Here is a 26814-nt window from a genome sequence, read left to right on the forward strand (position 1 = left end):
GTGGAAATTTTGCTTTAGAAAACTCGGCGATTGCCGAGCCTTTGGCGACAAAAGAGCCGTAGTTGCACTTATGTCGATAGGGTAAAATTTTATAAATTCCTGTCGACCAAAAAAAGAAGATACCGCGCTTCGTGTCTCTGCCGGTATCTTCCCACGTTATTTTCCCAGGCTCCACTCGCTTTGCAGCGTGCGGTACAGTCGCTGCAAAAACACAATCGGCGCTTCCTGGCGCGCCTGCTCCTCGCTGTATTCCAGCTTTTTTTGCAACAGACGGGCGATGTTTTCCGCCAGTTCAAGCTTTTTCGCTTCCGCCAGAGAGGACTGCCGCGTAATAAAGGCTGAGAGCAGTTGCCAGTCCTCGCGGGTCAGCGCCTGTTTTTGCTGCTCGGTGAGAACAAGCGGCTCTGCGGACACAGCCCCCTGTTTTTGTGCCTTTCTTTTCTGGAAAAGACTTGTACGACCCCCGCTCTCGACGACGACGATGGTGCCTGCGACCAGATCGCCAATGCGTTTGTCGCGAGGGTGGAAAAAAGAAACGAGCGCGCCCAGAAAGTAGCCCGACGGGAGATTGTCCACGATTCGGAACAGGTTGCGGATCGTCGACGACAAAAACGTGATCGGCTGGCCGTTGTCGCGGATGACGCGAATTCCCATCCACTTTTTCCCGACGGTCTGTCCCGACCAGAACGCCTCCAGGAACAAAAAGTAGCCAAAGTTGAGGACGAAGAACAGGAGGATGACAATCGCGACAGCATAGTTGTCGGTATCCAGGAAAAAACTCTCTTCTTTCCCAAATAAAACTATACCAATCGCGATAAATACAGTAAGATTAACCAGAAGCAAAATGACGCTGTCGATCAACTGGGCAGCGGCCCGACTGCCCAATCCCGCTGTCTGAAACCGCAGCATCACATGCTCAGGTGTGACAACGGATGCTTCGCGGCCTGCCTGATTCACGGATGGATTTTCATTCATTTCGGTTCGCTTCTCCCTTTTGCAATTCTAGTAGACTCTAATAGATAAGGAGGCCTTATCCATGGAAATCACTTCATTTTGGCACAAGCACAAAGCCTCTTGGGCCGAACTGGAGCAACTGGTCGAACGGTTCACCCGGCAAGAGCGGCAGATCACGGCCGCAGACATTGACCGTCTGACCCATCTGTACAAAAAAGCTTCCGCCCATTTGGCGCTGGTCCGCTCGTATCACCCGGCGGACGAAATTACTCTCTACCTCAATGAGCTCGTATCCCGCGCCCACAACCTGACGTACAAGCAGCAGTCGGGAAGCTGGCAGCAGTTGCGGCATTTTTTCGGCGTCCATCTGATCGGGCTGATCCACAAGCGGATCGGATTTATCGGCATGGCCGCCCTGCTTTTCATCATTGGCGGCGTATCCGGGTTTGCGGCGGTGCTCGTTGATCCGCTCAACCTGTACTACGTGCTGCCCCAGGGCATGGCCGAGCAGATTGATCCGACGAGGCTGGGGGAAGGACACGATGCCATCAACAGCCCTGTCATCTCTACGATGATTATGACCAACAACATGAAAGTCGCCATTCTCGCTTTTGTCAGCGGGATTACGTTCGGCCTCGTGCCGATCTACGTCCTGCTGTTCAACGGACTGCTCGTCGGGACATTGGCCGCTGTCTACTACCAGGCAGACAGCAGCTACGCTTTCTGGGCGTACATCCTCCCGCACGGCGTCATTGAGCTGACCGCGATCTTCATCGCCGGAGGGGCCGGCCTGCACATGGGCTACCGACTCCTCGTGCCTGGGCGCTACGCCCGCAAGTATCAGTTTTTGGAGGCGGCCAAGGAATCGGCCCAGTTGCTGCTTGCGACCTTGCCGCTGTTGTTTGTGGCAGGAATCATCGAAGGGTATATCACGCCTTCGTCCCTCTCCCTGGAAGCAAAGTACCTCGTCGCGGCGGCCACCTTGCTGCTTTTGTGCCTGTGGTATTATTTCGGGCGCAGGCGCCAGGCTCACAATGCTTCTCTCGCCTTGATTTCCAAATAAGCATTTATCACCGTCAGCGTCAACTGATCGGCCGGCACATCGAGCACCTGGATGCCCGCGCCGGTCATTTTTTGTTGAAACGCCCTGCGGTCGAGCTGAAAGCGCTGCGCTACTGATTTGATGTAGGCCAGGCGGCTGTTTTCGACCGGGACCTGCGTCCATTCGTGCAGCAGCGGGTCCGCTTGCGAGAGCAGCAAAAACAAGTGCGAGCGGCGCATTTTCCACAAATAGCTGGCCAGCAAGTCTTCGACCAAGTAATTTTCCATGTCCGAGAACAGCACCATCAGGCTGCGCCGCTTTTGCTGGCGGTGTATAAATTCCAGCGCCTTTGCCGGATCGGCCTCGACGAAGTCATGGGTCAAATCGTAGGTGGCTTCCAAAATCGTGTGCAGATGTCCCATCCCGCGCCCTGGCGGAATGTACGTCTTGATCTCGTGGGAATAGGCCAGAAACGCCACCTGATCTCCTTGGCGCAAAGCGACCGCCGCCAGCGTGAGCGCCGACTCCAGCGACCGATCGAGCCTGCTCTCGTTGTTCAGCTCCACGCCCATCAGCCTGCCGCAGTCGATGAGAATCGTAATGACTTTGCCGTGCTCGGGCCGATACTGGTTCGTCATCAGCCGCCGGGTGCGTGCCGACGCCGACCAGTTGATCGCACGCGGATCGTCGTCGGGGACGTACTCGCGGATCGCGTGGAATTCAGAGCCGGATTTGGCCCGGCGCCATATTTTTTTACCGTCGACGATCAGACTGTCCTGCAGCGAGTTCAAATAGCCGCGCACTTGCGACAGATCGGGGTAAATCTTGATCGTCTGCGGAAAAGCAAAGCGGCTCTGACGGTGCCACAAGCCGATTTTGCCGCTCCAGCGCAAATAGAGCCAGGAAAACGTATAGTTTCCCCGTTCCGTGCCGCGCGTCTGATAGGCGATGCGCGACTCGCCGCACTCCATCCGGCCCGAGATCGGCCCTGCTTCCGCAAAAGAGTGCGGCAAATCGTCCATCAGCACGTAGGAGACCGGCTGGCCGCTTCGGTTCGTCATTTCTACCTCGACCGTAAACGACTGGCCGATGTCGCTCTGCTCGGGAAGCACGCGGCGCAGCTCCAGGTCTTTGCGCCTGGGCAACGTCAGCCAGTCGAGCACGCTCGCCACACAGACGAGGCCGTTGTACAGCCAGAAAGCTCCGTACCCCGTGCCCATGAAAAAGCCGACGACGGCAATCGGCGTGCCGACAAGCAGCAGGACGAGCAGCCGCTTCGTCGGCAAAACGAAGCGATCTGCCAGAAAATCAGCGAGGGACCGGAATAGCGGCCAACGTTTCTTCGATGATGTGGTCACTGGTGCCCCCCTCCAATTCTACCTGCGGTGCCAGGATAAGACGGTGCCGCAGCGCAGGCCGGGCGACCATTTTCACATCATCCGGCGTCACGTACTCACGGCCGTCCAAAAGCGCCCACGCCTTGCTGGCCATGAGAACGGCAATCCCGGCACGGGAGCTTGCCCCGAGCAGCAGCCGTTTTGTTTCCCGCGTCTTGCGAATCAAGGTCGTAATGTATTCCAAAATCGAATCGTCGACCACGACGTCCTGCAACTTGCGCCGCTTGTGCAAAATATCGTCCAGGCTGCAGATCGGCGCTTGCCTTGTCTTTTGCCCGCCTGTGGGCTGGACGTGCTGGAGCAGAATCTGCTTTTCGTTCTCATGCGACGGATACTGCATCGTCAGCTTGAACAAAAAGCGGTCGAGCTGCGCCTCCGGCAGCACGTAAGTTCCTTCGTACTCGACCGGGTTTTGCGTGGCGACGACGAAAAACGGCTCAGGCAACGGGTACGTGACGCCGTGAATCGTCACCTGGCCTTCCTCCATCGCTTCCAAAAGCGCCGCTTGCGTTTTCGGCGGCGTGCGGTTAATTTCGTCCGCCAGCAGCAAATTCGCAAATACCGGACCTTTGATCGTCTCAAAGCGGTTGTCCTGCATGTTGAAAACGACATGGCCGATAATATCCGAAGGCATCATGTCAGGCGTGAACTGGATGCGTCTGCTCTCTCCCCCGATCAGCCCCGACAAGGTGCGGACCATTTTGGTCTTCCCGATTCCGGGCACTCCTTCCAGCAAGACGTGACCGCCAGCAAGCAGGGCCGCCACGAGCAGCCGAATGTTTTGCCGCTGTCCGACCAGTTCTTTTTCCATCTGTTGCAATAGTTGCTCCACGATTGTTATGTCACTCCTTCATCAGTTGCGTAATGATCTCATCCAGCAAATGGCTGTCTGCCAAAAGCCGCTTCGCCGAATATCCGGTTCCGCTGCGCGCTTGCTCCAGCCGATCCAAAAGCTCGGCAAGCCTGCTGACAGCCTGCTCGCTCCAGCGCAGCCCGGCACAGCGCAAAATCTCGGCGCGGTCCGCCTTTAGGTGAACGCCCCAGCGGTCGTGCATCAGTTGGCGCATATACGCTTCCCTGTGCGCCAGCGCGTCACGCGCAAGTCCCCGGCGCTCATACCAGCTCGACACGGCCAAGAGCGTCTCGTCCCCTCTGCGAACTGTCCACTCGCGCAACGTGTAGACAGGGCCAAAGCGCTTCCCTTTCCACCAGACGAACAACAGCAGCACGAGGGCCAACTGCACAAACGCTGCCACCAGCCAGCCGGGATAAATCGCCAAAAGCCCCGGCTTCTCCTGCATTCCATGATGGTATTCGTCCACCCAGATCACCGACCAGCTTTTTTGCAAATGCGGCCACACCGCCTCGAAGTGAGACATCTCGGCAATTTTTTGATTCGTCAACCAATCCGGGACCAAAAAGTACGAAATGCTGCCCGCTCCTACCTCGACTTTTCCCGCTAGGATTCCCTGGTCGTCGTAAAAGAGCGGCTCCAGCCCCTCTGCTTCTTTCCATCTGACCTGGGTCTTTGCCTTGCCCATCATCACTTCGCCGAGAGACTGACCCTGGATGTTACGTTCCCGATTTCCGTTTCCTTCCATATACTTCGGTTCAAAGGGCAAGTCGGCCCAATGGATCGCCCGCTCGGAGAAAACAAACAGGTCGTTCCCGCCGCTGGCCCACTCAAGCAAGTCATCCTGCTCGTTTTCAGTCAGATTGTCCGGCTCGACGACAAGCAACGCCTGTCCTGATGATGGCGGCAGCAAATGGGACGGCTGCCGCCACTCCTTGACCCGGCTTCCTTTTTCCTCCAGCAAAAGCAGCACAGCCTTGATTCCGTCCGGCTGTGCGGACGCCGCCAGATAAGGCGGTTGTTTCGTGGCTACAGGCTTGACGATAAACCATCCGACGACGACGAGCAGCACGATCGCCACGCTGATGCCCACGCGATACGTTTTCAGGCTATTCATGCTGTCCCTCCCCGTCCAAAATCTGCGCAAGCTCGCGGACCCGCTCCAGATAGTCTGCTTTGTCCACAGCTACCTGCCCGTACCAGGCTTGCTCGAACGCCCTGGCGTAACGGCGAAACAGCGGCTTCGCCTCCGGGTGGCTGGCTTCGATTTCGTCAGCGTACTCCCAGTTCGTCTTCCACTGTTCAATGCGAATCCACGACTGTTTTTGCATGTAGACGAGCAACGCCAAAAACAGCGAGCGTTCGCCCTCCCGCCATTCTCCGCGCTCGGCGCACTCCTTTGCCTCACGCAAGTAATCGGCATGGGAGCGAATTTTTTCACCGTGGACAAACAGGGGTGCCTTCCGCTTTTGCTCCCACATCATCCGGCGGTACAACCAGAAAATGAGCATGACCAGCAAAAGTGCCGCGACGAGCAGCACGACCGTCGATGCCGTCGTCGCTACACCCGCAGGAATGTCCGACCACGAAAACAGCCGGAACAGCCATTCGAGCAAAAAATCGATCACTTGCGCAAGCCAGCTCTCGCCTGCCGTGTGCCCGGTTTGAAATTCGTCGCGCTGCAAAATTTCCTGCAAATGCTCCTTGTCGGCTGCCCAAGGATTGGTGCTATTCATGTGCTGCTCCCGGCTCCTCAGCAGAAAGGCGGTCTGTCGACTGATCCAGTTGCCTGTTCATCATCTCCTGCAGGTCAGTTCCATCTTTTCGGACGCGCAAGTCGAAATAAACAAGCGCATAGACAATCGCCATCCACGGCATCAGCAGACAGCTTAGCACAACCAGAATGATCTGCGAAATGATCGACGTCCCCAAAATGCCCAAGATGACAACCTGAATCCCGCCCGAAAAGGTCGAATACAAAAAGCTCAAAACGATGAAAATCGCAAAGATTCTCCAAAAATTCCCTTTCGTCAAACGCCAGCTTTGGTCGATGCCGACGCCGCCCTTTTCAAACAGGACAAGCGGCAAGTAAAAGCTCCATCTGAGCAGGAAGTAGCCTGGCACCAGAACCAAGCCGAGCAAAAACAACAGGTAGCCGAACAAAAAGACTAGGAAGAACAGCACCGGATTGAAGTCGCTCCCCGCGTCCAAAAACGTTTCAATCGAGCTGCCGGTAACTATCGTGAACAAAAAGCCGATGAGCAAAAACACGAGCGTAAACCCGAACACCACCGCAATCGCGAGCAGTCCGTAGACGAGGGTGCTGCCGACAAGCGGCCAAAAGCGTCCCAATGCGCCTTTCAGCGCGGCTTTCAAGTCAACCGTTTGCTGCTCCCATGCAGATTTCGTCAGCAAGGTGGCACCTGCAAGCAGCTGCGGATAGGCCACTACCAGCGTCAGCGGTGCTACCAAAAACAAGTACAGCAAGAGCCGGACGATGTTTTGGGTGACCATCCCTTCCTGCCCCATAAACTTTTCCCCCATCGCTTCCCAAAATTCCAGTCCTTCGGTATCCTGCATGAGCAGCGGCACACTGCTCAGGTCGATCAGGAGTAGCTGCTGCAAAAGCAAAAACGGACCAAACCAGATCAGAGCCAGAAGAAAGTACGCCCCAAAATGCTGGCGATATACGTTGAAGCTTTTGTCCAATAGCTTCCCCACTCCCATTGGGGTCATTGGTATTTGATTCATGGTGAAACCTCCGTCTCCCTTTTTGAGATTACCTGACTAGTATACACGATTTTCCATTTGTTTTAAAAAATTTCCGCTAAAATTACTAATCATTTCCTGCCTGATTTTCCCCGACACGGATATTTGTCCCTTTCTCTCTGTTTCGTGCTGAATATGATAAAGCATGACAGTAGGAGGTGCATATTCTTGCGATCAGCCAAAAAGAAGAAGCGGGCGAGGTCAGTTTTCCGCAAAAGACCTCGGTCCAATCAGACAGCCAAACGCTTGATAGACAGGCTCCACCGGATCGTCCGCCTCCATGTCCGCGCCCCGAATGTGAATGTAACCACGCCTGCTCCCACCGTGTCTGTCACAAGCCCCACGCCCAACGTCCAGGTCGAGGCGCCCATCGTCCAGTTTGAAGCTCCAAAGCCACTGGTCATCCCTGCTCCGGTGGTCAAAGTGGACGTAGAGGCAGAAGACACTCCCGAGCAGGAAAGCGTAGCGAGCTTGCGAAAAGAGCTGTGCAAATGCATGAGGGAAAACCGGACGGTCGAAGTCATCCTCACGTCCGATTGGGGACCGGACAGCCGCCCCTACCGGGTGGGGCAGCTTGCCAGAGTAGACGACGGCATCATCGAGCTGAAGCTTGACGGAAGCTACGGCAACTGCATTCTCATCCCGCTCAACCGCATTGTCGCCATCATTCCGGATGCCCTTCCGCCGGGAGAATCAGCCGTAGTAGACGAACAAGCAGAAGAGGAGGCAGCGCCCGTCTCTCTCAAGTTGATAGAGGGCTCAGGAAAAGCGCTTTGATCCTCTCGCCTTGCCCTCCCACTCCGGCTTGATTTTGCGATTCGCCAAACAAAAAAAGCAAGGAGTGGGAGAACTGCTTTTTCCACGCCTCGCTTGCTTCTCGTTTGGACGAGCTTGCTTCCCTGCCCTCGTGCAGTCAAGGCTTGTCCTCCCTTTGCGAAAATAAAGCAAACACCCACTTCTTTGCCTTTGTTTCGAAAAAAGTGGGTATTTGTGTTTATTTAGTTCATGCTACAGGTTCCGCCATACGTCCAGCACTTCCTGGGCAACGCGCGCCCATGTAAACCGCTGTTCCGCCAGTTGTCTTCCGCTGTTCCCCATTTTTCGCTGCAGGTCGCGATTGGACAGCAGCACCTTGAGCTGGTTGGCAAAAGACTGCGGATTTTCCGGATCTTCCACCAAGAGGCCGTTTCCGCCGATAATCACTTCGGCATTGCCGCCCCGTTTTGTCGTCACAAACGGCAGTCCTGCGGCCATCGCTTCGTAGTGGACACGGGCGAGCGGTTCCTCCCATTGTGAAGGACAGACAAAAATATCTCCTGCCCAGAACCAGTGGTGGATGTTTTCTGCCGCCACATAGCCAGTCGTGATGACCGGAACCGGGGAACGATCCGCGAGTGCGCGTACATAGGCGACATAGTCGCTGACTTTGTCGACACTGTACCAGGAGCCTCCGACCAGAACAAGCGCGATGTCGGATTTGTAGCCCGAAAGCTCGTTCATCGCCCGCACCAGAATGTCCGCCCCTTTTTTCGGGGTCAGTCTGCCGACGAACAAAATGACCTGCCTGTTCCCAAGGTTGTGAGCCGCCCGCAGCTCCTGGCGAATTTTTCGGGCAGCCTGCGAGCTTTCCCACGGAACGAACGTCTGCAAGTCGACACCGGAATAGATCGTACGCAGCTTCCCTTGCGCTTCCGGGTAGAGCGATGCAATGACGCGCCCTACATAATCGCTGATCGTGATGATCGTCGACGTGTTGGCAATGGCACTCGCCGCTTCCTGCGGGGAGATTTTCGCCACACCGAACATGTCGTTGTGCATGCTCAGTACGATCCGTGCGTTCGGACATACTTCACGAATCATGGGAACAAGCCGCGGCCTGTTGAATACGTGGATCACATCGTACGGATTGGCGCGCAAAAACGCGAGAACTTCCTGCGCGTAAATTTCGAATACACCCTGGCCATTGACACGCGCATAGCGAACATTTCCCACACGTTCGTCCATGGCGAGCGTCGGGTCCGACGTCCCTAAAATCGTCAGGTCGTGATGCTTTCCGAGCGTATCCGCGATCCCGGTTATATACGTCTGGATGGCGCCGCCCCGCACCGGGGGAACGGGCAGCTTTTCCGTGCAGATCATGACTACCTTCATCCGAATTCTCCTTTCCTGACACGACTCATCGCATGGTTCTGCCTGTTTTTTTGGCTTTTGCCGCGCGCGGCTTCTTTGCCTGATTACTGGTCAATTTGCGGCTTGGAGCTGCTGCCTTTTTATAAGGATGCTTGACGGCTGCATGCTGAGTGCCTTGGGGAGAACTGGACCGTTTTGCAAGCTGGGTTCCTGTTTTTGTTGTTGCGTTCGACTTGCCAGTCTTTTTGAGCGCTTTTCCTGCGGGCAGCTTGGCGCTTGCTTTTTTGCCCGTTCTGCTTGCTGTTTTTGCCGAGCTGGTTGACGCTGCCTTTTTCTTCGCTGGTTTCACCCCGGCTTTTTTCACAGTAGCGACTCGCGGCTTCAGACGCTTGCGCTGCTTGCTCGCTGGCATCGTTGCCTCTGCGGCAGGCAGCCCGGGATTAGGGAAGAGCACGACTTCTGGCAGCTTTTCCTTCTCCCGTTTCCCGCTTTCTCTTGCTGCTTCAACCGGCCGCTCTTCTTTGACAGGCGGCTTTTTCGCGGGCGCAGCAGTTCGCACAGACTTGCGCTCTTTTTCGGGAAGGCGAATAACCTTTCCAGGTTCGACATCGACTGGCTTGCTTTCCTCTTGCGGTTTTACGTCGACTGGCTTGCTCTGCTCTTGCGATTCCACACCTGCTGGTTTGCTCTCTACTTGTGCCGCCGGAGTTGGCGAAGCGAGCTGCCATTTTGCCTCATCGGATGCACTCGCAGGCGACTGGGGCACGGGCGTGGCCGGAACGACAACCTGGGTGTAATCGCCGGGCTGGTATTGGCTGATGTCTTTCGCCAGCTCCGCCAATGCCTGGTCTTTGGTCTGGTCGGTGGAAAGAACGCGCTGCAGGATGGCCTCTGCTTCCGTGTTCAGGAACGTGACCGGATCGTAAAACATTTCCTTCAGATGCTTGTAAAATTCATTTGGCAACGCCATGTCGATCAGAAGCACTTCAAACGACTCCCGATCGAGCGGGTTCGCCCGGTGATACGCTTCAATCATGCCTCTCATCCACGTCAAATCCCAGACACCCATGTCGTCCATCGTGCTCGTAATCAGCTTGCGCAGGTCGCGGAACGGCAAATCATAAGCCACACCGTCCAGGTCGATGACCCAAAGCCCGCCTGGTCCATTCTGGCCATTGGACCAACCATAATCCTGATGGACCACTCCCCAGTGCGGTTCGCCCATCTGCACCATTCTTGGATAGGCAGATGCTTTCAGCCGTTCCAGCGCATCCATTGCTTGCCGTTCATACTTGTCGACGACAGACAAAATCGAGTTGCTTGCGGCCGTCTCCCGATAGGCTTTTGCCATTTCACGCATCCAACCGATTTTTTTGGCAATCTTTTGATAGTAGTTGGGCCAACGGTACAGACGGGAAGAGTTTTTCGCCCCCTTTGGCGGCACGTATCCTTTCGAATGTCGATGAAATTCTCCCAGGCCGTAGCACAGCTCCTGCGCTCCTGCCAAGTCTACCTTGGTCGCTTGTGCAAGGGTGATCCAGTCCGTGACAATCCACAGCTTTCCGCCCTTTTCCACGAAGAGCTTTCCGTCTCTGGCCGGAATGAGCGCGGGAACTCTGGCCCCCTGCTTGACGACATACTCCTGCAAGCCAACGCTGAAAAGACTTCTCTCCGGCGTGCGGTGCAGCACTTTCAGACTGCGCGGCCCTTTGTCCGTCTCGATCCGCCAGATCGCGCCGCCTTTGTCCGGCTTCGAGGTAATCAGCGTCTTGCTCTTGACGGACATCTCGTATTCTTTCATGACAAGCTCCGCGATCGCATCGACTTCCGGAGGTACTTGCATATCCCAGTCGACTGGAGTGGGCTGGCTGTCGTCGCGGGTGGCCCAAGGCTTGATTACGTACTGTTCCATTTCATTCCCCCCGTTGTTCCATGTTAAAGCGCTCACCTTCTTCATAAATTATTCGTGCACAATGCTTGGCGAAACGGACAAATATCCTTGGGAACTTGCCAATTCACCAGTTAGAAAACCCGGCGATTGCCGAGCCTTTGGCGAGAGCAGAGCCATAGTTGCACTTATGTCCATAGGGTAAAATTTTATAAATTCCTATCGACCAAAAAAGCGGCCTGACCTGCGCACGAAAAACACAGATCAGGCCGCTTGGGCCAACAAGCAACATTTTCCGGTTGTTCCAGCTTATGACAAGCCAAAAGATACGCCTTGATGCGCGTATCTTTTGACTTGTTTATTGAAACATCAGTCTTCGTCCTCTTCATCTTCGTCGTCTTCCAAGAACGGTGCCTGATTTTTGGAGAAGATCCATTTTTTCTTGGTGCCATCCTCATATTCTACCTTGACTTCGATCTCTTCAATTCCATCGTCCTCCCCGACAGCGTCGCGCAAATACCTCAACCAATCCATGCCTCCACCTCCTGGTAACGGATGATGATCTGCCTGTTCGTCAGCGGCTCTCCCGTCGACATTGTTACTATATGACAGTTGCCTCTCTTGTGTAATGGTTCACTGTCCCATTCCGCCCCGCAAGTTTTTTACAATTTTTTCTATCCCCTTCTCCCGCCACGCCCGTTACATATTTGCAGACTGACTGGACAAACTTTGGGTGGAAACGTCCGTGCTACGGTCATGACCTGGGATAGGAAAGGAGTGCCAGATTGATGAAACCACGCTACCAAAAGCTGCTTTACGTTGGCGCCATTCTGCTTTTGGCGTTCAGCCTGCCGCTGCATACGGCTGTCGCCCATCAGGACCATCCGTACCATTTCGGCTTCAAAAAAAGCAGGAACGAACAGCTTCCTTCAATCAACGAAGAAGGGTTCAAAAGCATCGTAGATCGGCACGGCGCTGTTTTTTTGGGAGACACGTCGAAAAAAGAGCTGTATCTGACATTCGACAACGGGTATGAAAACGGCTTTACCCCGGCGATCCTGGACACGCTTAAAGCGAAAAAAGTGCCCGCGATTTTTTTTGTGACAGGCCATTACGTCAAGGACCAGCCTGAACTGTTGAAGCGGATGACGAGAGAAGGCCATCTCATCGGCAATCACTCCTGGAGCCATCCGGACATGACGACCATGTCCAACGAGAAAATCAAGGAAGAACTGACACGGGTCAGCGAGGCAGTCGCCCAAGTGACCGGACAGGCAAACATGCGCTATCTGCGTCCGCCCAGAGGCATTTTCAGCGACCGCACACTCGCTGTCAGCAAGGAGCTGGGCTATACGAACGTATTTTGGTCAATCGCCTACAAGGACTGGGATACAAAAGTGCAGCGCGGGGCCAGGTACGCGTTTGACAGCGTCATGAGCCAGTTGCATCCGGGAGCCGTCATTCTCTTGCACGCTGTTTCCAAGGACAACGCCGATGCGCTCGGGTCGATCATCGACGAGGCCCGCAAGCGCGGCTATGAATTCAAAAGCCTGGACCAGCTGCCGCAAATGCAGGCTGGCACTTCGAAAGCTTTGCCAAAAAATGAGTCGCAGGCTCTCCCGCAAAACCATGATTGATCGAAAAAAACTCCCGCTGCCTCGTCCGTTTCCAGACGAGGGCGGGAGTTTTTGCCCATTCTATTCTACGATTAATCGCGATCCAACAGGGAAGCGCCAGCGATACCCGGATGCGTCATCTCGAACGGATCGAGAATCAGGTCCAGCTCTTCTTCCGTCAGGACGTTGTACTGCAAGCACAGCTCGCGCACGGATTTTCCAGTCAAAATCGCTTCGCGCGCGATGCGGGCTGCTGTTTCATAGCCGAGATGCGGGTTGACGGCTGTGATAACGCCTACGCTTTTTTCTACATATTCCTTCATCCGCTCGCGGTTTGCCTCGATACCTTCCAGGCAGTAGCGCGTAAAGGCGCGGAACGCGTTGTCCATGATGCTGATCGACTGCAGCAGGTTGAAGACGAGTACCGGCTCCATTACGTTCAGCTCCAGTTGGCCTGCTTCCGAAGCGAGGCAAATGGTGTGGTCGTTTCCGATGACCTGGAACGCCACCTGGTTGATGACCTCTGCCATGACCGGATTGACTTTGCCCGGCATGATCGAAGACCCTGGCTGGCGCGCAGGCAGCGAAATCTCGCCCAGACCCGCACGCGGACCAGACGACATCAGGCGCAGGTCGTTGGCGATTTTGGACATGTTCATCATGCATACTTTCAGCGCTGCGGACACTTCTGTGTAAGCGTCGGTGTTTTGCGTCGCGTCTACGAGGTGCTCCGCCCCGACGAGCGGGAAGCCGCTGATTTCCGCCAGATGCTTGACCACGGTCGTAATGTAGCGCGGGTCGGCATTCAGGCCTGTCCCGACAGCAGTCGCGCCCATGTTCACTTCGTACAGGTGCTGGCGGGATTGCTTGATCCGCTTAATATCGCGCTCCAGCACACGGCGATATGCTTCAAACTCCTGTCCGAGACGGATCGGAACAGCATCCTGCAAATGCGTGCGGCCCATCTTGATGACGTCATCGAACTCTTTTGCTTTTTGGCCAAAAGCGTCACGCATTGTCTCCATGGTGACGAGCAGCTTTTCCAGCAAATCGAGTGTCGCGATGTGGATGGCCGTCGGGAAAGCGTCATTGGTCGATTGCGACATGTTGACGTGTGTATTTGGACTGAGGTGGAAGTAGTCTCCTTTTTTCTCGCCAAGAAGCTCCAGACCGCGGTTGGCGATCACTTCGTTTGCATTCATGTTAATGGATGTTCCCGCACCGCCCTGAATCGGGTCCACGATGAATTGATCGTGCCATTTCCCGTCAATGATCTCCTGCGCGGCTGTCACAATCGCATTGCCGAGTCGCGGATTCAAGCGGGAAACTTCCATATTCGCAAGGGCCGCCGCTTTTTTGACCATGGCCATTGCGATAATCAGGGATGAATGGAGACGATACCCGGTAATCGGGAAGTTTTCTGTCGCCCGCATCGTTTGCACGCCATAGTAGGCATCTGCGGGAATTTCCTTTTCACCGAGAAAGTCTTTTTCCGTACGAAATGTTTGTTGTACCATTCTTATCAGACCAGCTTTCTAGGAATAATGATTACTGCTTCCACCCCATTTTAGCACAAATTTGGAGTGGTATGACCAGTAGTTTGTAACACGATTTGGCTTTTTTACGTCTTATCTTGTGAACAGCTCCACCCACTATCTGGACAGAATCGAGGGATACGATGAAAAAGCTTCTTTTTGTCTTAATGACAGTCGGTTTGTTGCAAGGCTGCACAAACGCTCCGCCTGCGCAGGAAAATCCGCCTGTTACGCAGCCGGAAACGCCCGCACAATCGGAAACACCGGCCCCTGCCCCGTCGCAGACTCCGGCAGAACAGCAGCCTGCCGAGCAATCCGAAACGAAAGAAACCGTCTATGCCAATGATATTTTTCGCAATGTCACCGTGAAAAAAACAGGAGAGGATGCATTTGAAGTAAAAGGGCAGGCGCAAGTGTTCGAAGCCGTCGTCAACTACGTCGTGGAAGACGGACACAACGAGCTGGCCCAGGGCTTTTTCCAAACCTCTGCCGGTGCTCCGGAATGGGGCGACTTTACGCAAACCGTGAAGGTGAAAAAAGCCGAACCGAACAGCACGCTCATGCTGATCCTGTTTGAAGCGAGCGCGAAGGACGGCAGCCGCCGGATGGAGCTTATCATTCCGTTGCCAGAAAAATAGAAGCTTCCGCTTGGGTTGGGCGAAGATTTCTCATCTATTATGGAAAAACAACAGCCCTCTCGCTTGGAGAGGGCCGTTGTTTCTGACTTTTATCTATCGTTGTGTGGCAACATGCTGACTTGCGTCGTGCTGCTACTTTTGCTCGCTTTGTTCTTCCTTGTAGCAATCCATGCAAAGGGCACCATTGTTTTCGATCTCGTAATCAGTCAAGCGAGCCTGGCAAGATTTGCATAGTTTTTCTGTGAGTACCAAGTTCAAGACTATATCTCCTCTCAATGATGTACGTGAGTCTATTTATATTATAACCATGGATGGATTTTCGAAAAGCAAGCGTGTGTTAAAATTTCGTGAATTCTCTCAATAGTACAGTACATAACTGCTTGGGAAAGCCTTTTTTGCAGGCTCCCGCAGCTTGCCCGTTCCATCATTGCTTAGGGAGGACCAGATGAACTCGCCTTCTTTTTCGTTGACCATTTCCGGGCCGCCGTTTCAGCTTTTCTCACTCCCGCATTTGCTGGCGCTCGCCGTTACCTTTGGCCTGCTGACGCTTTTGTACCTCTTTCGCCGCCAGTTGCAAGCATCTGCGGCCAAGCGCGTCTTTCGTTTTGCTCTGGCTGGCGTGCTGCTCTTGTCCGAGGTAGCGTTTCAGCTCTGGCATGTGCTGACGGATAGCTGGTCGGCTGCCTATGCGCTGCCTTTGCAGCTGTGCAGTGTCACGCTCCTGTTGTCTGCCATCATGCTGCTCGCCAGAAGCTACCTCCTGTACGAGATCACTTTTTTTGCCGGGATCGGCGGCGCAGCCCAGGCACTGCTTACACCCGAGCTGTTTTATCCGTTCCCACACTTTCGTTTTGTGCATTTTTTTGTCGCCCATGCCGGGATTATTCTCGCCTGCCTGTACATGACGTGGGTGGAAGGGTTTCGCCCGACTTTTCGCTCGGTGCTGAAAACGATGGGCTTTCTCAATGTGCTTCTGGTCGTCGCGTTCGCCGTCAACGCCTGGACAGGCGGCAACTATCTTTTTGTCTCGCGCAAGCCGGAAAACCCGAGCCTTATCGACTTTTTGGGGCCGTACCCGTGGTACATCCTCTCACTGGAAGGGGTTGCTGTCGCGATCTTTTCGCTTTTGTACCTGCCGTTTTGGCGAAAAACACCCGCATCTGCCCCAACCGCGCGGAATTTGCCGTCCTGATCTAACCGCCTATCCATGCTCGCGCACCCACTCGGTCACTACCTGCAAAAAGCGCTTGGCGGCAGGAGACTGCTTGCTAAACGACGTCGCCGCTACGCCAAGCGAACGGTAATGCTCGCCCGCAAGCGGGATCATGCGGATATTGGGCGGCAGGCGGAACAGAATCATTTCCGGCAAGATGCTGATGCCCAAGCCATTTTGCACCATGGCGATAATCGCGTGGTCGTCCCCTACCTCATACTTGACGCGCGGCTGCAACTGATACTGCGCGAGCAGGCGCTGAATGTCGTTGTCGCAGCCTTCCTTTGGCATGATGAACGTTTCCTCGGCCAGACGGCTCACATGCACCCGCTCTTCCTGAGAGAGCGGGTGATCGTCTGTGACGAGCAAGTACAATGGATCCTTTTTCAGCGGAATCGTCTCCAGGTCTTCTGTCGTCGGCAGCGAGACGAAACCCATGTCTACCTCGCCCGCCTGAATCCAGCTCTCGATTCCGTCGTAGTAGCCTTCGAGCAGCTTGACTTCGATTGCGGGATACAGGTCCTGAAACCGTTTGAGAATACCCGGCAGCCATTGGGTGGACACGCTGGTGAACGTCCCGATCCGCACCGTCCCCACCTCCAGGCCATTGATCGCGTACACCTCCTGCTGCATTCGCTCCTGCACCCGCAGCATTTCCCGCATGTACGGAAGCAGCCGCTCGCCGTTGCTCGTCAGGCTGATTCCCGAGCGCCCGCGCGTCAGAATCGAGAAGCCGAACTCCCGCTCCAGACTGGCGAGGGCGTGGCTGATCGCGGATTGCGTCAAGCCGAGAATTTCCCCTGCTTTGGTCAGACTCCCCGATTCGATGACGGTGACAAACACCTCGTACTTGGTAAGACTCACCCGCTCCGCCTCCTTTTCATTAATTCCTTTCATAAAAAATATGATAAACATTCATTTTTCTTATCCAAACAATACCCGTATACTGAGTATTACGCAATACGATACGTTCATCGTTCGTCTGTGTCATATGAGCAAGGAGGCTGGACATGAAACCGCAAGTGAAAGCTGATTTGGCGATGCTGCTCGTTACTCTTTTTTGGGGCTCGTCTTATTTGTTTATGCAAATGGGGCTGAAGGATTTGGAGACCTTCAACCTGATCGCCATCCGCTTTGGCATTGCCTTTTTTCTGGCGGCCGCTATTTTTCGCAGGCGGCTGCGCGGCACCAGCCGCAAAACACTCGGTCACGCCTTTGTGCTCGGCACGATTTTGTTCGGTGTGTTTGTCACGGTGACAAACGGCGTCAAATCGACCACCGCTTCGCAAGCCGGATTTTTGGTCAGCCTGACGGTCATCTTCGTCCCGCTGCTGTCCATCCTGCTGCGCAATCGGCCGGAAAAGCGCGTGTTCGTCGGTGCCGGGCTGGCGATGGTCGGGATCGGCCTGTTGACGCTCAACTCCGAGCTGCATATCAGCCAGGGGGATGTACTGTGCATCGCCGGAGCGCTCTGTTACGCTACGCACATTACGATCACGGGCAGATGGGCTGCGTTTTCCGACACGATCCAGCTTGGCATTTACCAGCTCGGTTTTACTGCCTTGCTCGGCCTTTTGTTTTCCTGTTTGTTCGAGTCGCCTGCGCTGCCGCATTCCACAGAAGGCTGGGTCGCCGTACTCGCGCTCAGCGTCCTGTGCAGCGCGATCGGCTTCGTCGTCCAGACTGTCGCGCAAAAATATACGACGCCGACGCATACCGGGCTGATTTTTTCGCTGGAACCTGTATTCGCCGCCCTGTTTGCGTTTTTGTTCGCGGGCGAGACGCTGACGGTTCGCGGGTATATCGGTGCGGCACTCGTCCTGTTGAGCGTGCTGATCGCGGAACTTGATGTAAGCAAATGGCTGCGGGGCAAGCGGCAGACAGGGGTATCGGCTTGACACAGCAGCTTCGCGCTCCCGGCAAAAATGGCTTTATCCAAAAAACCGGCTCCGCTCAATGCGAAAGCCGGTTTTCTTCGTGTCTCGTTGACACGACCTGTATTTTCTATCTGCTGTAAACGACCTTGCCGCCGATGACGGTCATCACGACCTTTGTATCCAGCAGCTCATCCGGGTCAATGGCAAACAAATCGCGGGAGTAAACCGTCATGTCCGCGTATTTGCCGCGCGACAGCGTTCCTTTTACGTGCTCCTCATTCGTGACTTGCGCTCCGCCCAGCGTAAACAGATGGAGCGCTTCCTCCATCGTCAGCTTTTCCTGCGGGAGATAGCCGTCATGCGTCTCGCCCGGTGCCTTGCGCGTCACGGCGGCATGGATGCCAAGCAGCGGATCAATCGGCTCGACTGGCGTATCTGAGCCTGCCGCGCATACAATCCCTTTTTTCAGCATCGTTTTCCAAATGTACGAATGCTGGATGCGTTCTTCGCCCACCCGGTCGATCACCCACGGGAAGTCGGCGGCGAGAAAACGCGGCTGGATGTCGGCAATCCGGTTTGGATGGTTCAGCCGCTCAAGCAAATCCGGGCGCAAAATTTGCGTGTGAATCAGTCGGTCGCGATAGGCTACAGCCGGGAACTGGTCAAGGCTGTCGAGCACCATTTCCAGCGCCTTGTCGCCAATCGTATGTACGGCAATCGGCATGCCCAGCTCGCGTGCTTGCCGTACCAGCCCGGTCAGCTCCTCCTGCTCGTGCACCGGATAACCGCTCGTCGTCGGATCGTCCGCATACGGCGCGGACAAGTAAGCGGTTCTGCGGCCCAAAGCCCCGTCTGCAAAAATTTTCACGGCCCCAACCTGCACGTGGCTGTTGCCGTAGCCCGCCGTCATATTTAAATCGCGCAGCTCGTGCATGTGCGGGTAGTAGACCAGCAAATGGCAGCGCAGCCCAAGCCCCTCCCCGTTGACCAGCTCATCGTACAGCCGGTACGTCTGCCCAAGCCCGTTCAGCTCGCGCAAGTCTTCGGTATGCGCGCCTGTCAGGCCGTGCTCCAGCGCGTAGCGAATCGAGCTGCGCAAGCTGTTTTTCAGCGTCTCGTAGCCAGGCTTCGGGAGGTGCTTCGTAATCAGGTTGGAGGCCGTCTCCAAGAGTATGCCTGTCGGTTTGCCTGTGGCCGCATCGCGCACGATCACGCCTCCAGCCGGAACCTCGATGTCCGGGTGGTAGCCGCATAGCTCCAGCGCTTTGGAGTTGACCAGGTTCGCATGTCCGCAAATGCGCGGCAAAAAAATCGGGCAATGCGGCGCTGCCGCGTCCAGCTCCTCGATGGTCGGGATGCCGCCGCCGTCGACAAACAGGTTTTCATCCCAGCCAAAGCCTTGTATCCATTCATTCTCGGCAGTTTGCTCCGCTCTTTGCCTGATGAGGGCCAGCATCTCGTCCTTGGAGCGCGCTGTCCGCAAGTCAAGCTGCAAAAAGGTCAGCCCCAGCCAGCCAAGGTGCAGGTGGCTGTCAATCAGTCCCGGTGTCGCCGTGCAGCCCTGCAAATCAATCACCTGCGCGTCACTTCGCCCGTACTGCAGCAGCATGTCCGCGCTGCTGCCCAGATCATGCACCAGCCCGTCCCGCACGACAACGGCCTCCACAAACAAATGCCGCGAATCCCCCGTGTAGATGTGCCCGTTTTTGAAAATGGTCGTCGCCATATCGGTTCCCCCTTGTGAATTGCGCTCCTTCGCTTTCCCCTCTCCTTATTTGTTTGCCAGTGACCTTTTTCCTTCCGATTCTGAAAAAAACTTCGGCTTTCCGTTTCCCAAAAGGAAAAATCTGGTACTTTCTTCGCGCCCTGTTGAAAGCTTTCCAGGTGGGGCACGTTATGTTCATGGCCCACTAACGAAGCGGGGTGATCGTATGCAGCAACGAACGAAGAACCGCCTTCCTTCCCTTTTCCAGCCGCAAAACAACGGCTTTGTGAAAGCGGCGGGCACTGCCTCTTTTGAACATGAACAGCACAAACCGGGGGAGCTGGACAGCCAGGCCCGGCTCCTGCTGCTTGTGAACGGACTGTTCATCGCCGCCAGCTCGCTCTCCGGCACGTTCGTGAACGTCTATTTATGGAAGGTAAAAAGTCAGTTTGCGCCCATCGCCTGGTTCACATTCGCTACTCATCTGGCTGGCGCCCTGACCTTCTGGATCGCGGGCGCCTACGTCAAACGGTTCAATAAAATGAACATCCTGCGCGCGGGGATGGCCGGCTCGGCCCTTTTTTACATGCTCGTTCTTCTGGCAGGGCCTGCGGCTATCTCGTACGCTGTCCCGCTCGGACTGGTGCAAGGGATGGCGGTCGGCTTTTTTTGGCTTGCCTTCAATGTCGTCTACTTTGAGATTACCGAACCGGACAACCGCGACCGTTTCAACGGCTGGGCAGGCTTGCTCGCTTCTCTCGGCGGCATGCTCGCTCCTTGGCTGTCGGGCTGGCTCATTTCCCGGCTGCCTGACAGCAGTGGCTACCGCCTGATCTTCGCCTTGTCGCTTGCCTTGTTTGTCGTCGGCGGCATCATCAGCTTTTTTCTGAAAAAGCGCCAATCGGAAGGGATGTACGCCTGGGGCTTTTCCTTTCGCTGTCTGCGCGAGGAACCAAAGTGGCGCTGGGCGTCTGCAGCTCTGGCCGCGCAAGGGATGCGCGAGGGAGTATTTGGCTTTCTCATCGGGCTGTTCGTGTACATTGCCACCAAAAGCGAGATGACGCTCGGCAACTTCTGGCTGATTACCTCCGCGGTCGGGCTGTTCAGCTACTTTGCCGCGGCCAAATGGTACGCTCCGCGCTACCGCAAATGGGGCATGCTCATCGGCGCGATTGTGATGTCCGGCATCCTGCTCCTGTTTTTCTGGCAAGTGAGCTATGTGACGCTGCTTGTTTTCGGAATTGCCGTCTCGATTGCCTATCCGCTGTTTTCGATGCCGATGATTTCGAGCGTCTTTGACTTGATCGGCACGAATGAACAAAGTGCGCGCAACCGGGTGGAATACGTCGTCCTGCGCGAGTTTGCACTCGATGTCGGCAGGCTGGCGGGAATATCGCTGTTTCTGTTGGTCACTGCGATCAGCGTCTCTTCGTCCACGCTGAACTGGCTGGTGTTCGCCATCGGTACCGGGCCGCTGATCGCCTGGCTGTGCATGACCAGACTGTTTTCTTCCATGAACGGCAAGCAAAGCCGTACGTAGGCTAACGGCGATTCGCTCTCGGCAAAAGGCACGAGGCACTTGCTTCACGCGGCGACCAGCCCGCGCATGAGAACGCTCCGTTTGTTTTTTGAAGCCTTCCCGGATGAACCCGCCTGGACGTTCGCGTCAGACGGGTTTGTCCTCTTTTGTTCCCGAACGTCAAGCACAAAAAAACCTTTCCCACCCGAAAATGCACCGGGCAGAAAAGGTTTCGTCCATTCGCTGCGATTACGCAGTCGTTGTCTTGTCTTTTGCTTTTGGCTTGGTCACGATGTGGTGACCAAGCGGCAAACCGCGCTGTTCCAGCTCATCTGCTGTCACAATGTGGAGCGTTTCGCTCTTGCAGGGCATGGGCATCAATCCGCCCAAAGGACTCATTACCCGTCCGATCGTGTCCGTCTCAATCAGCACGTACAAGCCTTTTTCCTCCAACTGCTGAAGAAAATCTCCCCAGCATTTGGAAGTGATTTGCTCGGCGTGCTTGGTGAACATGACACCCATTTCTTTTGCTTGCATGTAAAATCCACTGTTCCTCTCCATCATATATCTGCTTTAAATAAGATATTCTAACAATACAAGGAAACAATCTGTTCTGGCAAAAAGTGTTTCAGTCAAAAAAAGACGAAAAACGGTTGTTTTTGACCGCTTTTCGTTTCAGGAATCGCGCCGCTTTTTCACACACACCGTTTCAGCGCGGCACGCTGTTTTTTGCAGCTTGCTTTTTTTCCGAGAGCTTTTTTTGCTTCCTCGATAGCGGATCGCCTGCTTGCCCAGCGCAACGTTCATGCACTCCTTTGTCTTTTACCTGCAGAGTGCCCGGCCAGACCGTCGCGCATGAATGGTTGGTTTTAGAAAGGCGCTGCCAGCTCTGCATGCAGCAAGCGGGCAAACGAAAGCCAGTGCATCTCCGATCCTGCCCGCAGCTTCAATCGCCGCGCTGCCTGATCGATGTGCACGACCTGTGCCGACAAGCGGCGCGGCGCCTGTCCGTCATAGTACGTCAACGTCAAAACGCTCTTTGTCTGGAACGCCTGCCATACCAGCTCGCTCAGCGCTCCCAGCTGCTCCTGGTCCAGCTCAGGCGGCACGTAGCGGCTCTCCTTTTCCTTCATGCGCACATACATTTCCCGATGCTCCGGCAACACAAACCGGCTCGTGGCAAACAAATTTTCCTTTTTGGATACGCGTGTCTCTCTCATGCTCGCTTCTCTCCTTGGTGATGATCTCGTACCCATGCGCCGACAAGCTCCTGGCACTCGGCGCGCAGCACCTCAATGATATAGCTCGCTTCCCGCAAGTACCCGCGCTGCCGGTAATGAACCACGTACGCATAGTCCTCGCGGCGGGCGCTGACAATCGTGCAGCCGAGCTGCCGCAAATGGCGGCGCAATTGATGGTGCTGGCGCTCTGCCCAGCGCGAAAGCTCCAGCAGTACGTCCAGATAAGACAGCTTCAGCGGCACAGGCCGCATCTGCTCCACGTCCACCATAACCGCGCGAAACAGGATGCCAAACAAAATATATTGGCGCACCAGCTCCTGCTCCTTCGCTTCTCCTGGCGCAATCGGCTCCGTCACTTGTAATGCCCTCCGATCTTGCGCGCCCGCTCCCTGGCCTGCCCGGACTCCAGCGCCGAAGCCGCCCGCAGGATCGCATCCGGGCCAAACCGCGCCCGAATATCGTCCATCGCCTGGGCAAGCGAGCGCCGCTTGGGCGTGTCGGTAAACAAATTCAACTGCACGACATTGTCAGGAACGAGCTGCCCTAACGTGACGCCAATGCTGCGCACAGGTCCCCCTGTCCAGTGCCGGTCAAACAGACAGCAAGCCGCTTCGTACAGCGCCATGGCATCATTCGTCGCTTCCGCAAGCTTCATCTGCCGCCCAAAGCCTTCTTCCGGCGCCAGATTCGCGCCGCGACAGCCGACGGAGAGCACCTGGCCCATCCGTTCTTTTTGCCGTGCCCGCCGACACACTTCTTCGCACAGCTCCAGCAGCACGACCTTGATTTCTTTTGCGGTATGGTAATCGCGCGGCAATGTCATATGGTGGCCGATGCCTTTTTGTGTCACGTATTCGTTCAGGGAAACAGGCGAGTCGTCCATCCCGTGCGCTGTGCGCCACAGCACCTCGCCATTCACGCCCCAGTGGCGGATGAGCACGGCAGGCCTGAGCGCGGCCAGCTGGCCGATCTGATAGATGCCCATCCGATGAAAATGGCGCTTCATGCGGGAGCCTACCCCGAACAATTTTTCGATAGGCAGTCGCCACAGCGTATCGGCAAGCTGTTCCCGCTTGAGCCAAAATACCCCTGTTTCCTGCTTCTTGGCAAAATTGTCACAGGCCATTTTCGCCAGTACCTTGTTCTCCCCGATTCCGACCCGGCAGTTGATCCCCGTCTCCAGCCAGACGCGCTGCCGAATCTCGGCAGCCAGTTGCAACGGATCGTTGCCAAACAGGTGGATGCTGCCTGTCACGTCGAGAAACTGCTCGTCAATCGAGTACGGCTCCACCTGATCGGTAAACGACTGGAAGATGCGCGTAATATCCAGCGACACCTGGAGGTAATGCTCCATGCGCGGGCGCACCACCACGAGTTGCCGGCATTTTTGCTGCGCCTGCCACAGCGCTTCTGCTGTCACCACTCCGTATGCTTTCGCAAGCGGACATGCGGCCAGCACCACTCCGCTGCGCCGCTGCGGATCTCCGGCGACCACAATCGGCTGATTCCTGAGCGCCGGGTTCTCCGCTTTTTCGACGCTGGCGTAAAAACTTTGCATATCGATCAAAAAAATGATTCTTTTGTTCGCCTTGGGCATCACCATCATCCTCTGAATAAGAACTTGTGTTCTCATTTGAACTTTGTTCTTATTATAGCAAACGTATGTTCGTTTTTATACCTGTCCGCCCGAAAAAAATACATGGTAATTCCTTCCGAAAAAGACAAGCACACGCTGGCACGTATTTGGCCGAGCGTGTGCGAATCCCATCCCATATGTTATTTTTTTACTACCGGAATCCAGATTTCACTGCGAAACGTTGGCGATGTGGTGTCCTTGTCTGCATTCCAGAGTATTTCCGGTCCTTCGGACAGCTCGTAGCCGGAAGACAAAAACCACTCGGAGTAGATGCGCCCCCAGACGTCCTGCAGCGTGTCCGGGAAAGGTCCTACTGCTTCAAACACCGCCCAGGTAGAGGCCGGAACCTCCAGCTTCGCCAGGCCTTCCGGGCATTCCAAAGTAGTTGCCACCCCGATGTAATGGTCCAGCTCGCTGTTTTCCAGACGGCCTTCGGAAAAATTGGTGGATGCGCTCAGCATCCCGCGCGGCTCCATATTGGAAAGAGACTTGAGCAACCGGATCTTCTCGGCATCCAATGACGCCCACATGGCGGCAATCTCGGGATTCACCCCGTTGTAGATCAGCGGAACCCTTTTCTGCAAGCCCACGATGCGAAATGCTTCTTTTTCTACCATACGGTAATTCATGGCACTGCCTCCCTTGATGGATAGATGGAAGGTCATTCGCGGATAGGCTTTCAAGGACTGCCCGCTGGCTCTCGCTTCGCTCGGCGTCACCCCGTGCATCTGGAAAAAGGCGCGGGCAAACGAGTCAGGCGAGCTGTACCCGTACTTGACAGCGATGTCGATCACCTTCATCCCGCTGTCCCTCAGGTCAAAAGCGGCGAGCGTAATGCGCCGACGTCGGATGTACTCCGAAAGGGGAATGCCCGCCAGAGACGAGAACATTCTTTTGAAGTGATATTCGGAGCAACAGGCGATCCGGGCGACTTCCTTGAAGTCGATCTCGCCAGCGAGATGTTCCTCGATGTAGTCCAAAGCTTCATTCAGCTTTTCCAGCAAATCCATGAAAACGACCTCCCTTTCCCCCACAGAATAGCAGACGCCAGACGAAGCCATCCGACATTTCGTGCCCGATTATGCAGGCTTGCGAAAACTGCCATTCCTGTCCGCCGAAATCAGAGGCAATTTCGCCCTTGGCCGTGGCAGCGAGCGTACACGCGATTGCTGCAAGCTAGGGCGCAAGCGTACGATCCGTAATCACGTACAGCCATTTTCCGTCCACGCTTGCCCCTAAGAGAGAAAGCCCCGCCGGAAGACCCGACACGAGCACAGACTGTTGCTTCGTATCGGCGTCAAACAGGTACAGCGACTGCTTCAAGTCGGCTTCCTGTGCAGCTTTTTCCCATTCGGAAAACAGGTAACGGTGCGTGCCAGGCAGCCAGAGGCCTTGTCCGCGCGTGTCCATCAACTGCACGTTGCCCTTGAACAGCCCCGCATTCCAGTACATTTGATACTCCCCGTCCGTCGACTGGACGTACCCGGACCAGGAATCAGCCGGAACCGGGGGATTCCAGTCGATGACCTTGCCGCTCTTCCAGTCGTAGCGCTGGCGAATCTCCACAAAGCCCGCTTCCTCGCTTCTCATGGCAAACGTGGCGTAGCGGCCGTCGTCATGGAAGGAGACAGGCAGCACTTCCCCGTTGAACTCGCTGGTCGGAATCCAGCCTTTGACCGCTCCAGGAAGCCGCTTCTCTGTTCCTTTTCCCAAGTCATACACGACCAGGTCGAGGTCTTTTTTCTGGTCGGCCCGTCCCACCGCCATCAACAATTGCTTCCGATCATGGCTAAAACTTGCTCCGTGCACATATCCTTGCACCTGGACGCGGGTGACACTGTCGCTGTTCGGAACGGTTGTTCCTTTCTCCGGCTGGGCGTAAAAGAAGCCGCGCCGATCAGCAAAAAATACGCCCTCACCGCGGTAGTTGTCTGTCAACTCCACGGGATACGAAGTCCGCTGCTTTGTTTTCATATCGTAAATCGAGTAGAGCATCGGAAAACGGGCATCGCACTCGCAATACTTCGTAAAACGGCTCTGCAGCACATACCGCTGCTCGCGGTCGAGGAACTCCATGTCGGTCATAACGGAAAAGTCGGTCAACTTCTCCCGCACTTTGCCGTCTACGGAAATGCGCCAAATTTGCGAAGGCGGGAGCACGACTGCGTGAAAAGCGTTGGAATCGCCGATGACCGAGCCTTTTGCCGATTTGGCTCCAGCCGCGCTAAGCACGTATTCGGTCCAGTCCCGCTCGCTCGTCTTTTGTTCCGGAAGCGTCACCAGCACCTGCAGCTGACGGTTGTTCGCCCAGTGAAACGCAAAGCCTGGCTCGATGAAGCCCAGGCCCGCTCTCGCCGCTTCCTCCTTCGCGTGCTTGCGGATTGCCGCTTCCACGCTGCCGCGGTCCATCTCCTCGCGAAAAAAAAGCGTGTACGCTTGCGGAGCAGGTCCGACCACGGTGCGCAGCGGCGACTGCAGACGCGGGTCCTCGTTCAATTGAATGACCACGTCTTCTTTCATGGACGCATAGTCAAAAGGCCGCTCCGGCTGCTTCCAGTCACTCGCTGCTTTCGTCCCCGCGCCAGTTGGCAGTGGCTGGGCGGACGCCGCGAGCACTGCCTGCCCTGCGCCTGTTTGTTTTTCTTCCCAAGAGGCTGCAGAGGCGCTGAAGCCCGTCATGACCAGCAATGAACAGCCCAACGCGATGCTCATTCCCCGAAGATTTCGCAAAAACACAAAACTCGCCTCTCTCCCCAGTAATTTTTTCCACTCTCAAAAAGGAAATACGTTTTTCCCTGTCA

The 26814-nt window shown here is 55.5% G+C and carries 26 protein-coding genes; 7 read left to right on the plus strand and 19 right to left on the minus strand.

Features of this window, described 5'->3' with window-relative positions:
* Positions 1–156 precede the first annotated feature (156 nt).
* The gene (locus tag AAFJ72_RS13345) at positions 157–975 is read right to left on the minus strand and encodes an RDD family protein (RefSeq protein ID WP_432774296.1); all 819 of its coding nucleotides are present in this window, start codon (positions 973–975) and stop codon (positions 157–159) included.
* A gap of 61 nt (positions 976–1036) precedes the next feature.
* Between AAFJ72_RS13345 and AAFJ72_RS13350 the strand changes: the two genes are divergently transcribed.
* Positions 1037–2017 carry a stage II sporulation protein M gene (locus AAFJ72_RS13350; protein WP_432774297.1) on the plus strand — a complete coding sequence of 327 codons (981 nt, stop codon included), beginning with the start codon at positions 1037–1039 and terminating at the stop codon, positions 2015–2017.
* Here the strand turns inward: AAFJ72_RS13350 and AAFJ72_RS13355 are convergent.
* From AAFJ72_RS13355 to AAFJ72_RS13375, 5 genes are read right to left on the minus strand one after another with little or no spacing between them, the layout of a single operon-like run.
* A complete protein-coding gene (locus tag AAFJ72_RS13355; RefSeq protein WP_432774298.1) occupies positions 1984–3354 on the minus strand; it encodes a DUF58 domain-containing protein in 1371 nt (456 codons plus the stop codon). The two genes, AAFJ72_RS13350 and AAFJ72_RS13355, sit on opposite strands and share 34 nt — an antisense overlap.
* Entirely contained in the window at positions 3305–4225 is a 921-nt protein-coding gene (locus tag AAFJ72_RS13360; RefSeq protein WP_432774299.1) for an AAA family ATPase, read from the minus strand. Before AAFJ72_RS13360 ends, AAFJ72_RS13355 begins: the two co-directional genes overlap by 50 nt.
* Before the next feature lie 10 nt (positions 4226–4235).
* Positions 4236–5363 carry a DUF4350 domain-containing protein gene (locus AAFJ72_RS13365; protein WP_432774300.1) on the minus strand — a complete coding sequence of 376 codons (1128 nt, stop codon included), beginning with the start codon at positions 5361–5363 and terminating at the stop codon, positions 4236–4238.
* Positions 5356–5982: a DUF4129 domain-containing protein gene (locus AAFJ72_RS13370; protein ID WP_432774301.1), complete on the minus strand. Its 627-nt coding sequence runs from the start codon at positions 5980–5982 to the stop codon at positions 5356–5358. Before AAFJ72_RS13370 ends, AAFJ72_RS13365 begins: the two co-directional genes overlap by 8 nt.
* On the minus strand, positions 5975–6997 hold the full coding sequence (locus AAFJ72_RS13375) for an ABC transporter ATP-binding protein (protein WP_432774302.1): 1023 nt from the start codon (positions 6995–6997) through the stop codon (positions 5975–5977). The genes AAFJ72_RS13370 and AAFJ72_RS13375 overlap by 8 nt, the downstream gene beginning before the upstream one ends.
* A 186-nt stretch (positions 6998–7183) precedes the next feature.
* On the opposite strand from AAFJ72_RS13375, the gene AAFJ72_RS13380 reads away from it, so the two are divergent.
* Positions 7184–7792, plus strand: coding sequence for a hypothetical protein (locus AAFJ72_RS13380; protein ID WP_432774303.1), 609 nt, complete (start codon positions 7184–7186; stop codon positions 7790–7792).
* Positions 7793–8023: 231 nt separating this feature from the next.
* On the opposite strand, the gene AAFJ72_RS13385 is transcribed toward AAFJ72_RS13380, so the two are convergent.
* From AAFJ72_RS13385 to AAFJ72_RS13395, 3 genes are all read right to left on the minus strand, one after another.
* Positions 8024–9166, minus strand: a complete 1143-nt coding sequence (locus AAFJ72_RS13385; protein ID WP_432774304.1) for a glycosyltransferase family 4 protein — start codon at positions 9164–9166, stop codon at positions 8024–8026.
* Between the two features lie 25 nt (positions 9167–9191).
* Positions 9192–11057 (minus strand): CotS family spore coat protein, encoded by a 1866-nt coding sequence (locus AAFJ72_RS13390; protein ID WP_432774305.1) that lies wholly within the window; start codon positions 11055–11057, stop codon positions 9192–9194.
* A 345-nt stretch (positions 11058–11402) separates the two neighbouring features.
* Entirely contained in the window at positions 11403–11567 is a 165-nt protein-coding gene (locus AAFJ72_RS13395; protein WP_211338259.1) for a hypothetical protein, read from the minus strand.
* A gap of 254 nt (positions 11568–11821) precedes the next feature.
* Between AAFJ72_RS13395 and pdaA the strand changes: the two genes are divergently transcribed.
* Positions 11822–12670 (plus strand): delta-lactam-biosynthetic de-N-acetylase, encoded by an 849-nt coding sequence (gene pdaA, locus AAFJ72_RS13400; RefSeq protein WP_432774306.1) that lies wholly within the window; start codon positions 11822–11824, stop codon positions 12668–12670.
* Positions 12671–12741: 71 nt separating this feature from the next.
* Here pdaA and aspA read toward each other — a convergent pair whose 3' ends face one another.
* Positions 12742–14166 (minus strand): aspartate ammonia-lyase, encoded by a 1425-nt coding sequence (gene aspA / locus AAFJ72_RS13405; RefSeq protein ID WP_432774307.1) that lies wholly within the window; start codon positions 14164–14166, stop codon positions 12742–12744.
* Between the two features lie 161 nt (positions 14167–14327).
* On the opposite strand from aspA, the gene AAFJ72_RS13410 reads away from it, so the two are divergent.
* Both AAFJ72_RS13410 and AAFJ72_RS13415 read left to right on the plus strand, forming a co-directional pair.
* Entirely contained in the window at positions 14328–14822 is a 495-nt protein-coding gene (locus AAFJ72_RS13410) for a Gmad2 immunoglobulin-like domain-containing protein (RefSeq protein ID WP_432774308.1), read from the plus strand.
* A gap of 445 nt (positions 14823–15267) precedes the next feature.
* Positions 15268–16014 (plus strand): YwaF family protein, encoded by a 747-nt coding sequence (locus AAFJ72_RS13415; RefSeq protein ID WP_432774309.1) that lies wholly within the window; start codon positions 15268–15270, stop codon positions 16012–16014.
* 9 nt (positions 16015–16023) lie between these two features.
* On the opposite strand, the gene AAFJ72_RS13420 is transcribed toward AAFJ72_RS13415, so the two are convergent.
* Positions 16024–16899 carry a LysR family transcriptional regulator gene (locus AAFJ72_RS13420; RefSeq protein ID WP_432774310.1) on the minus strand — a complete coding sequence of 292 codons (876 nt, stop codon included), beginning with the start codon at positions 16897–16899 and terminating at the stop codon, positions 16024–16026.
* A 146-nt stretch (positions 16900–17045) separates the two neighbouring features.
* Here AAFJ72_RS13420 and AAFJ72_RS13425 point away from each other — a divergent pair, with 146 nt between their 5' ends.
* Positions 17046–17933 carry a DMT family transporter gene (locus tag AAFJ72_RS13425; RefSeq protein ID WP_432774311.1) on the plus strand — a complete coding sequence of 296 codons (888 nt, stop codon included), beginning with the start codon at positions 17046–17048 and terminating at the stop codon, positions 17931–17933.
* A gap of 106 nt (positions 17934–18039) precedes the next feature.
* Here AAFJ72_RS13425 and AAFJ72_RS13430 read toward each other — a convergent pair whose 3' ends face one another.
* Positions 18040–19638 (minus strand): amidohydrolase, encoded by a 1599-nt coding sequence (locus AAFJ72_RS13430; RefSeq protein ID WP_432774312.1) that lies wholly within the window; start codon positions 19636–19638, stop codon positions 18040–18042.
* Between the two features lie 205 nt (positions 19639–19843).
* Between AAFJ72_RS13430 and AAFJ72_RS13435 the strand changes: the two genes are divergently transcribed.
* On the plus strand, positions 19844–21157 hold the full coding sequence (locus AAFJ72_RS13435; RefSeq protein WP_432774313.1) for an MFS transporter: 1314 nt from the start codon (positions 19844–19846) through the stop codon (positions 21155–21157).
* 228 nt (positions 21158–21385) lie between these two features.
* Here the strand turns inward: AAFJ72_RS13435 and AAFJ72_RS13440 are convergent, their stop codons facing one another.
* The 7 genes from AAFJ72_RS13440 to AAFJ72_RS13470 form a co-directional block, all read right to left on the minus strand.
* Complete coding sequence (locus tag AAFJ72_RS13440; RefSeq protein ID WP_432774314.1) at positions 21386–21673, minus strand: hypothetical protein; 288 nt, start codon at positions 21671–21673, stop codon at positions 21386–21388.
* A gap of 138 nt (positions 21674–21811) precedes the next feature.
* Positions 21812–21943, minus strand: coding sequence for a hypothetical protein (locus AAFJ72_RS13445; RefSeq protein ID WP_432774315.1), 132 nt, complete (start codon positions 21941–21943; stop codon positions 21812–21814).
* Positions 21944–22005: 62 nt separating this feature from the next.
* On the minus strand, positions 22006–22356 hold the full coding sequence (locus AAFJ72_RS13450) for a YolD-like family protein (RefSeq protein ID WP_432774316.1): 351 nt from the start codon (positions 22354–22356) through the stop codon (positions 22006–22008).
* Complete coding sequence (locus AAFJ72_RS13455; protein WP_432774317.1) at positions 22353–22733, minus strand: hypothetical protein; 381 nt, start codon at positions 22731–22733, stop codon at positions 22353–22355. Before AAFJ72_RS13455 ends, AAFJ72_RS13450 begins: the two co-directional genes overlap by 4 nt.
* On the minus strand, positions 22730–23974 hold the full coding sequence (locus AAFJ72_RS13460; protein WP_432774318.1) for a DNA polymerase IV: 1245 nt from the start codon (positions 23972–23974) through the stop codon (positions 22730–22732). The genes AAFJ72_RS13455 and AAFJ72_RS13460 overlap by 4 nt, the downstream gene beginning before the upstream one ends.
* Positions 23975–24153: 179 nt before the next feature.
* Positions 24154–25023, minus strand: a complete 870-nt coding sequence (locus AAFJ72_RS13465; protein WP_432774319.1) for an AraC family transcriptional regulator — start codon at positions 25021–25023, stop codon at positions 24154–24156.
* A gap of 166 nt (positions 25024–25189) precedes the next feature.
* Positions 25190–26749, minus strand: a complete 1560-nt coding sequence (locus AAFJ72_RS13470; protein ID WP_432774320.1) for a hypothetical protein — start codon at positions 26747–26749, stop codon at positions 25190–25192.
* Between the last annotated feature and the right edge of the window lie 65 nt (positions 26750–26814).

The organism is Brevibacillus gelatini (assembly GCF_050920745.1).
Classification (GTDB): domain Bacteria; phylum Bacillota; class Bacilli; order Brevibacillales; family Brevibacillaceae; genus Brevibacillus; species Brevibacillus gelatini.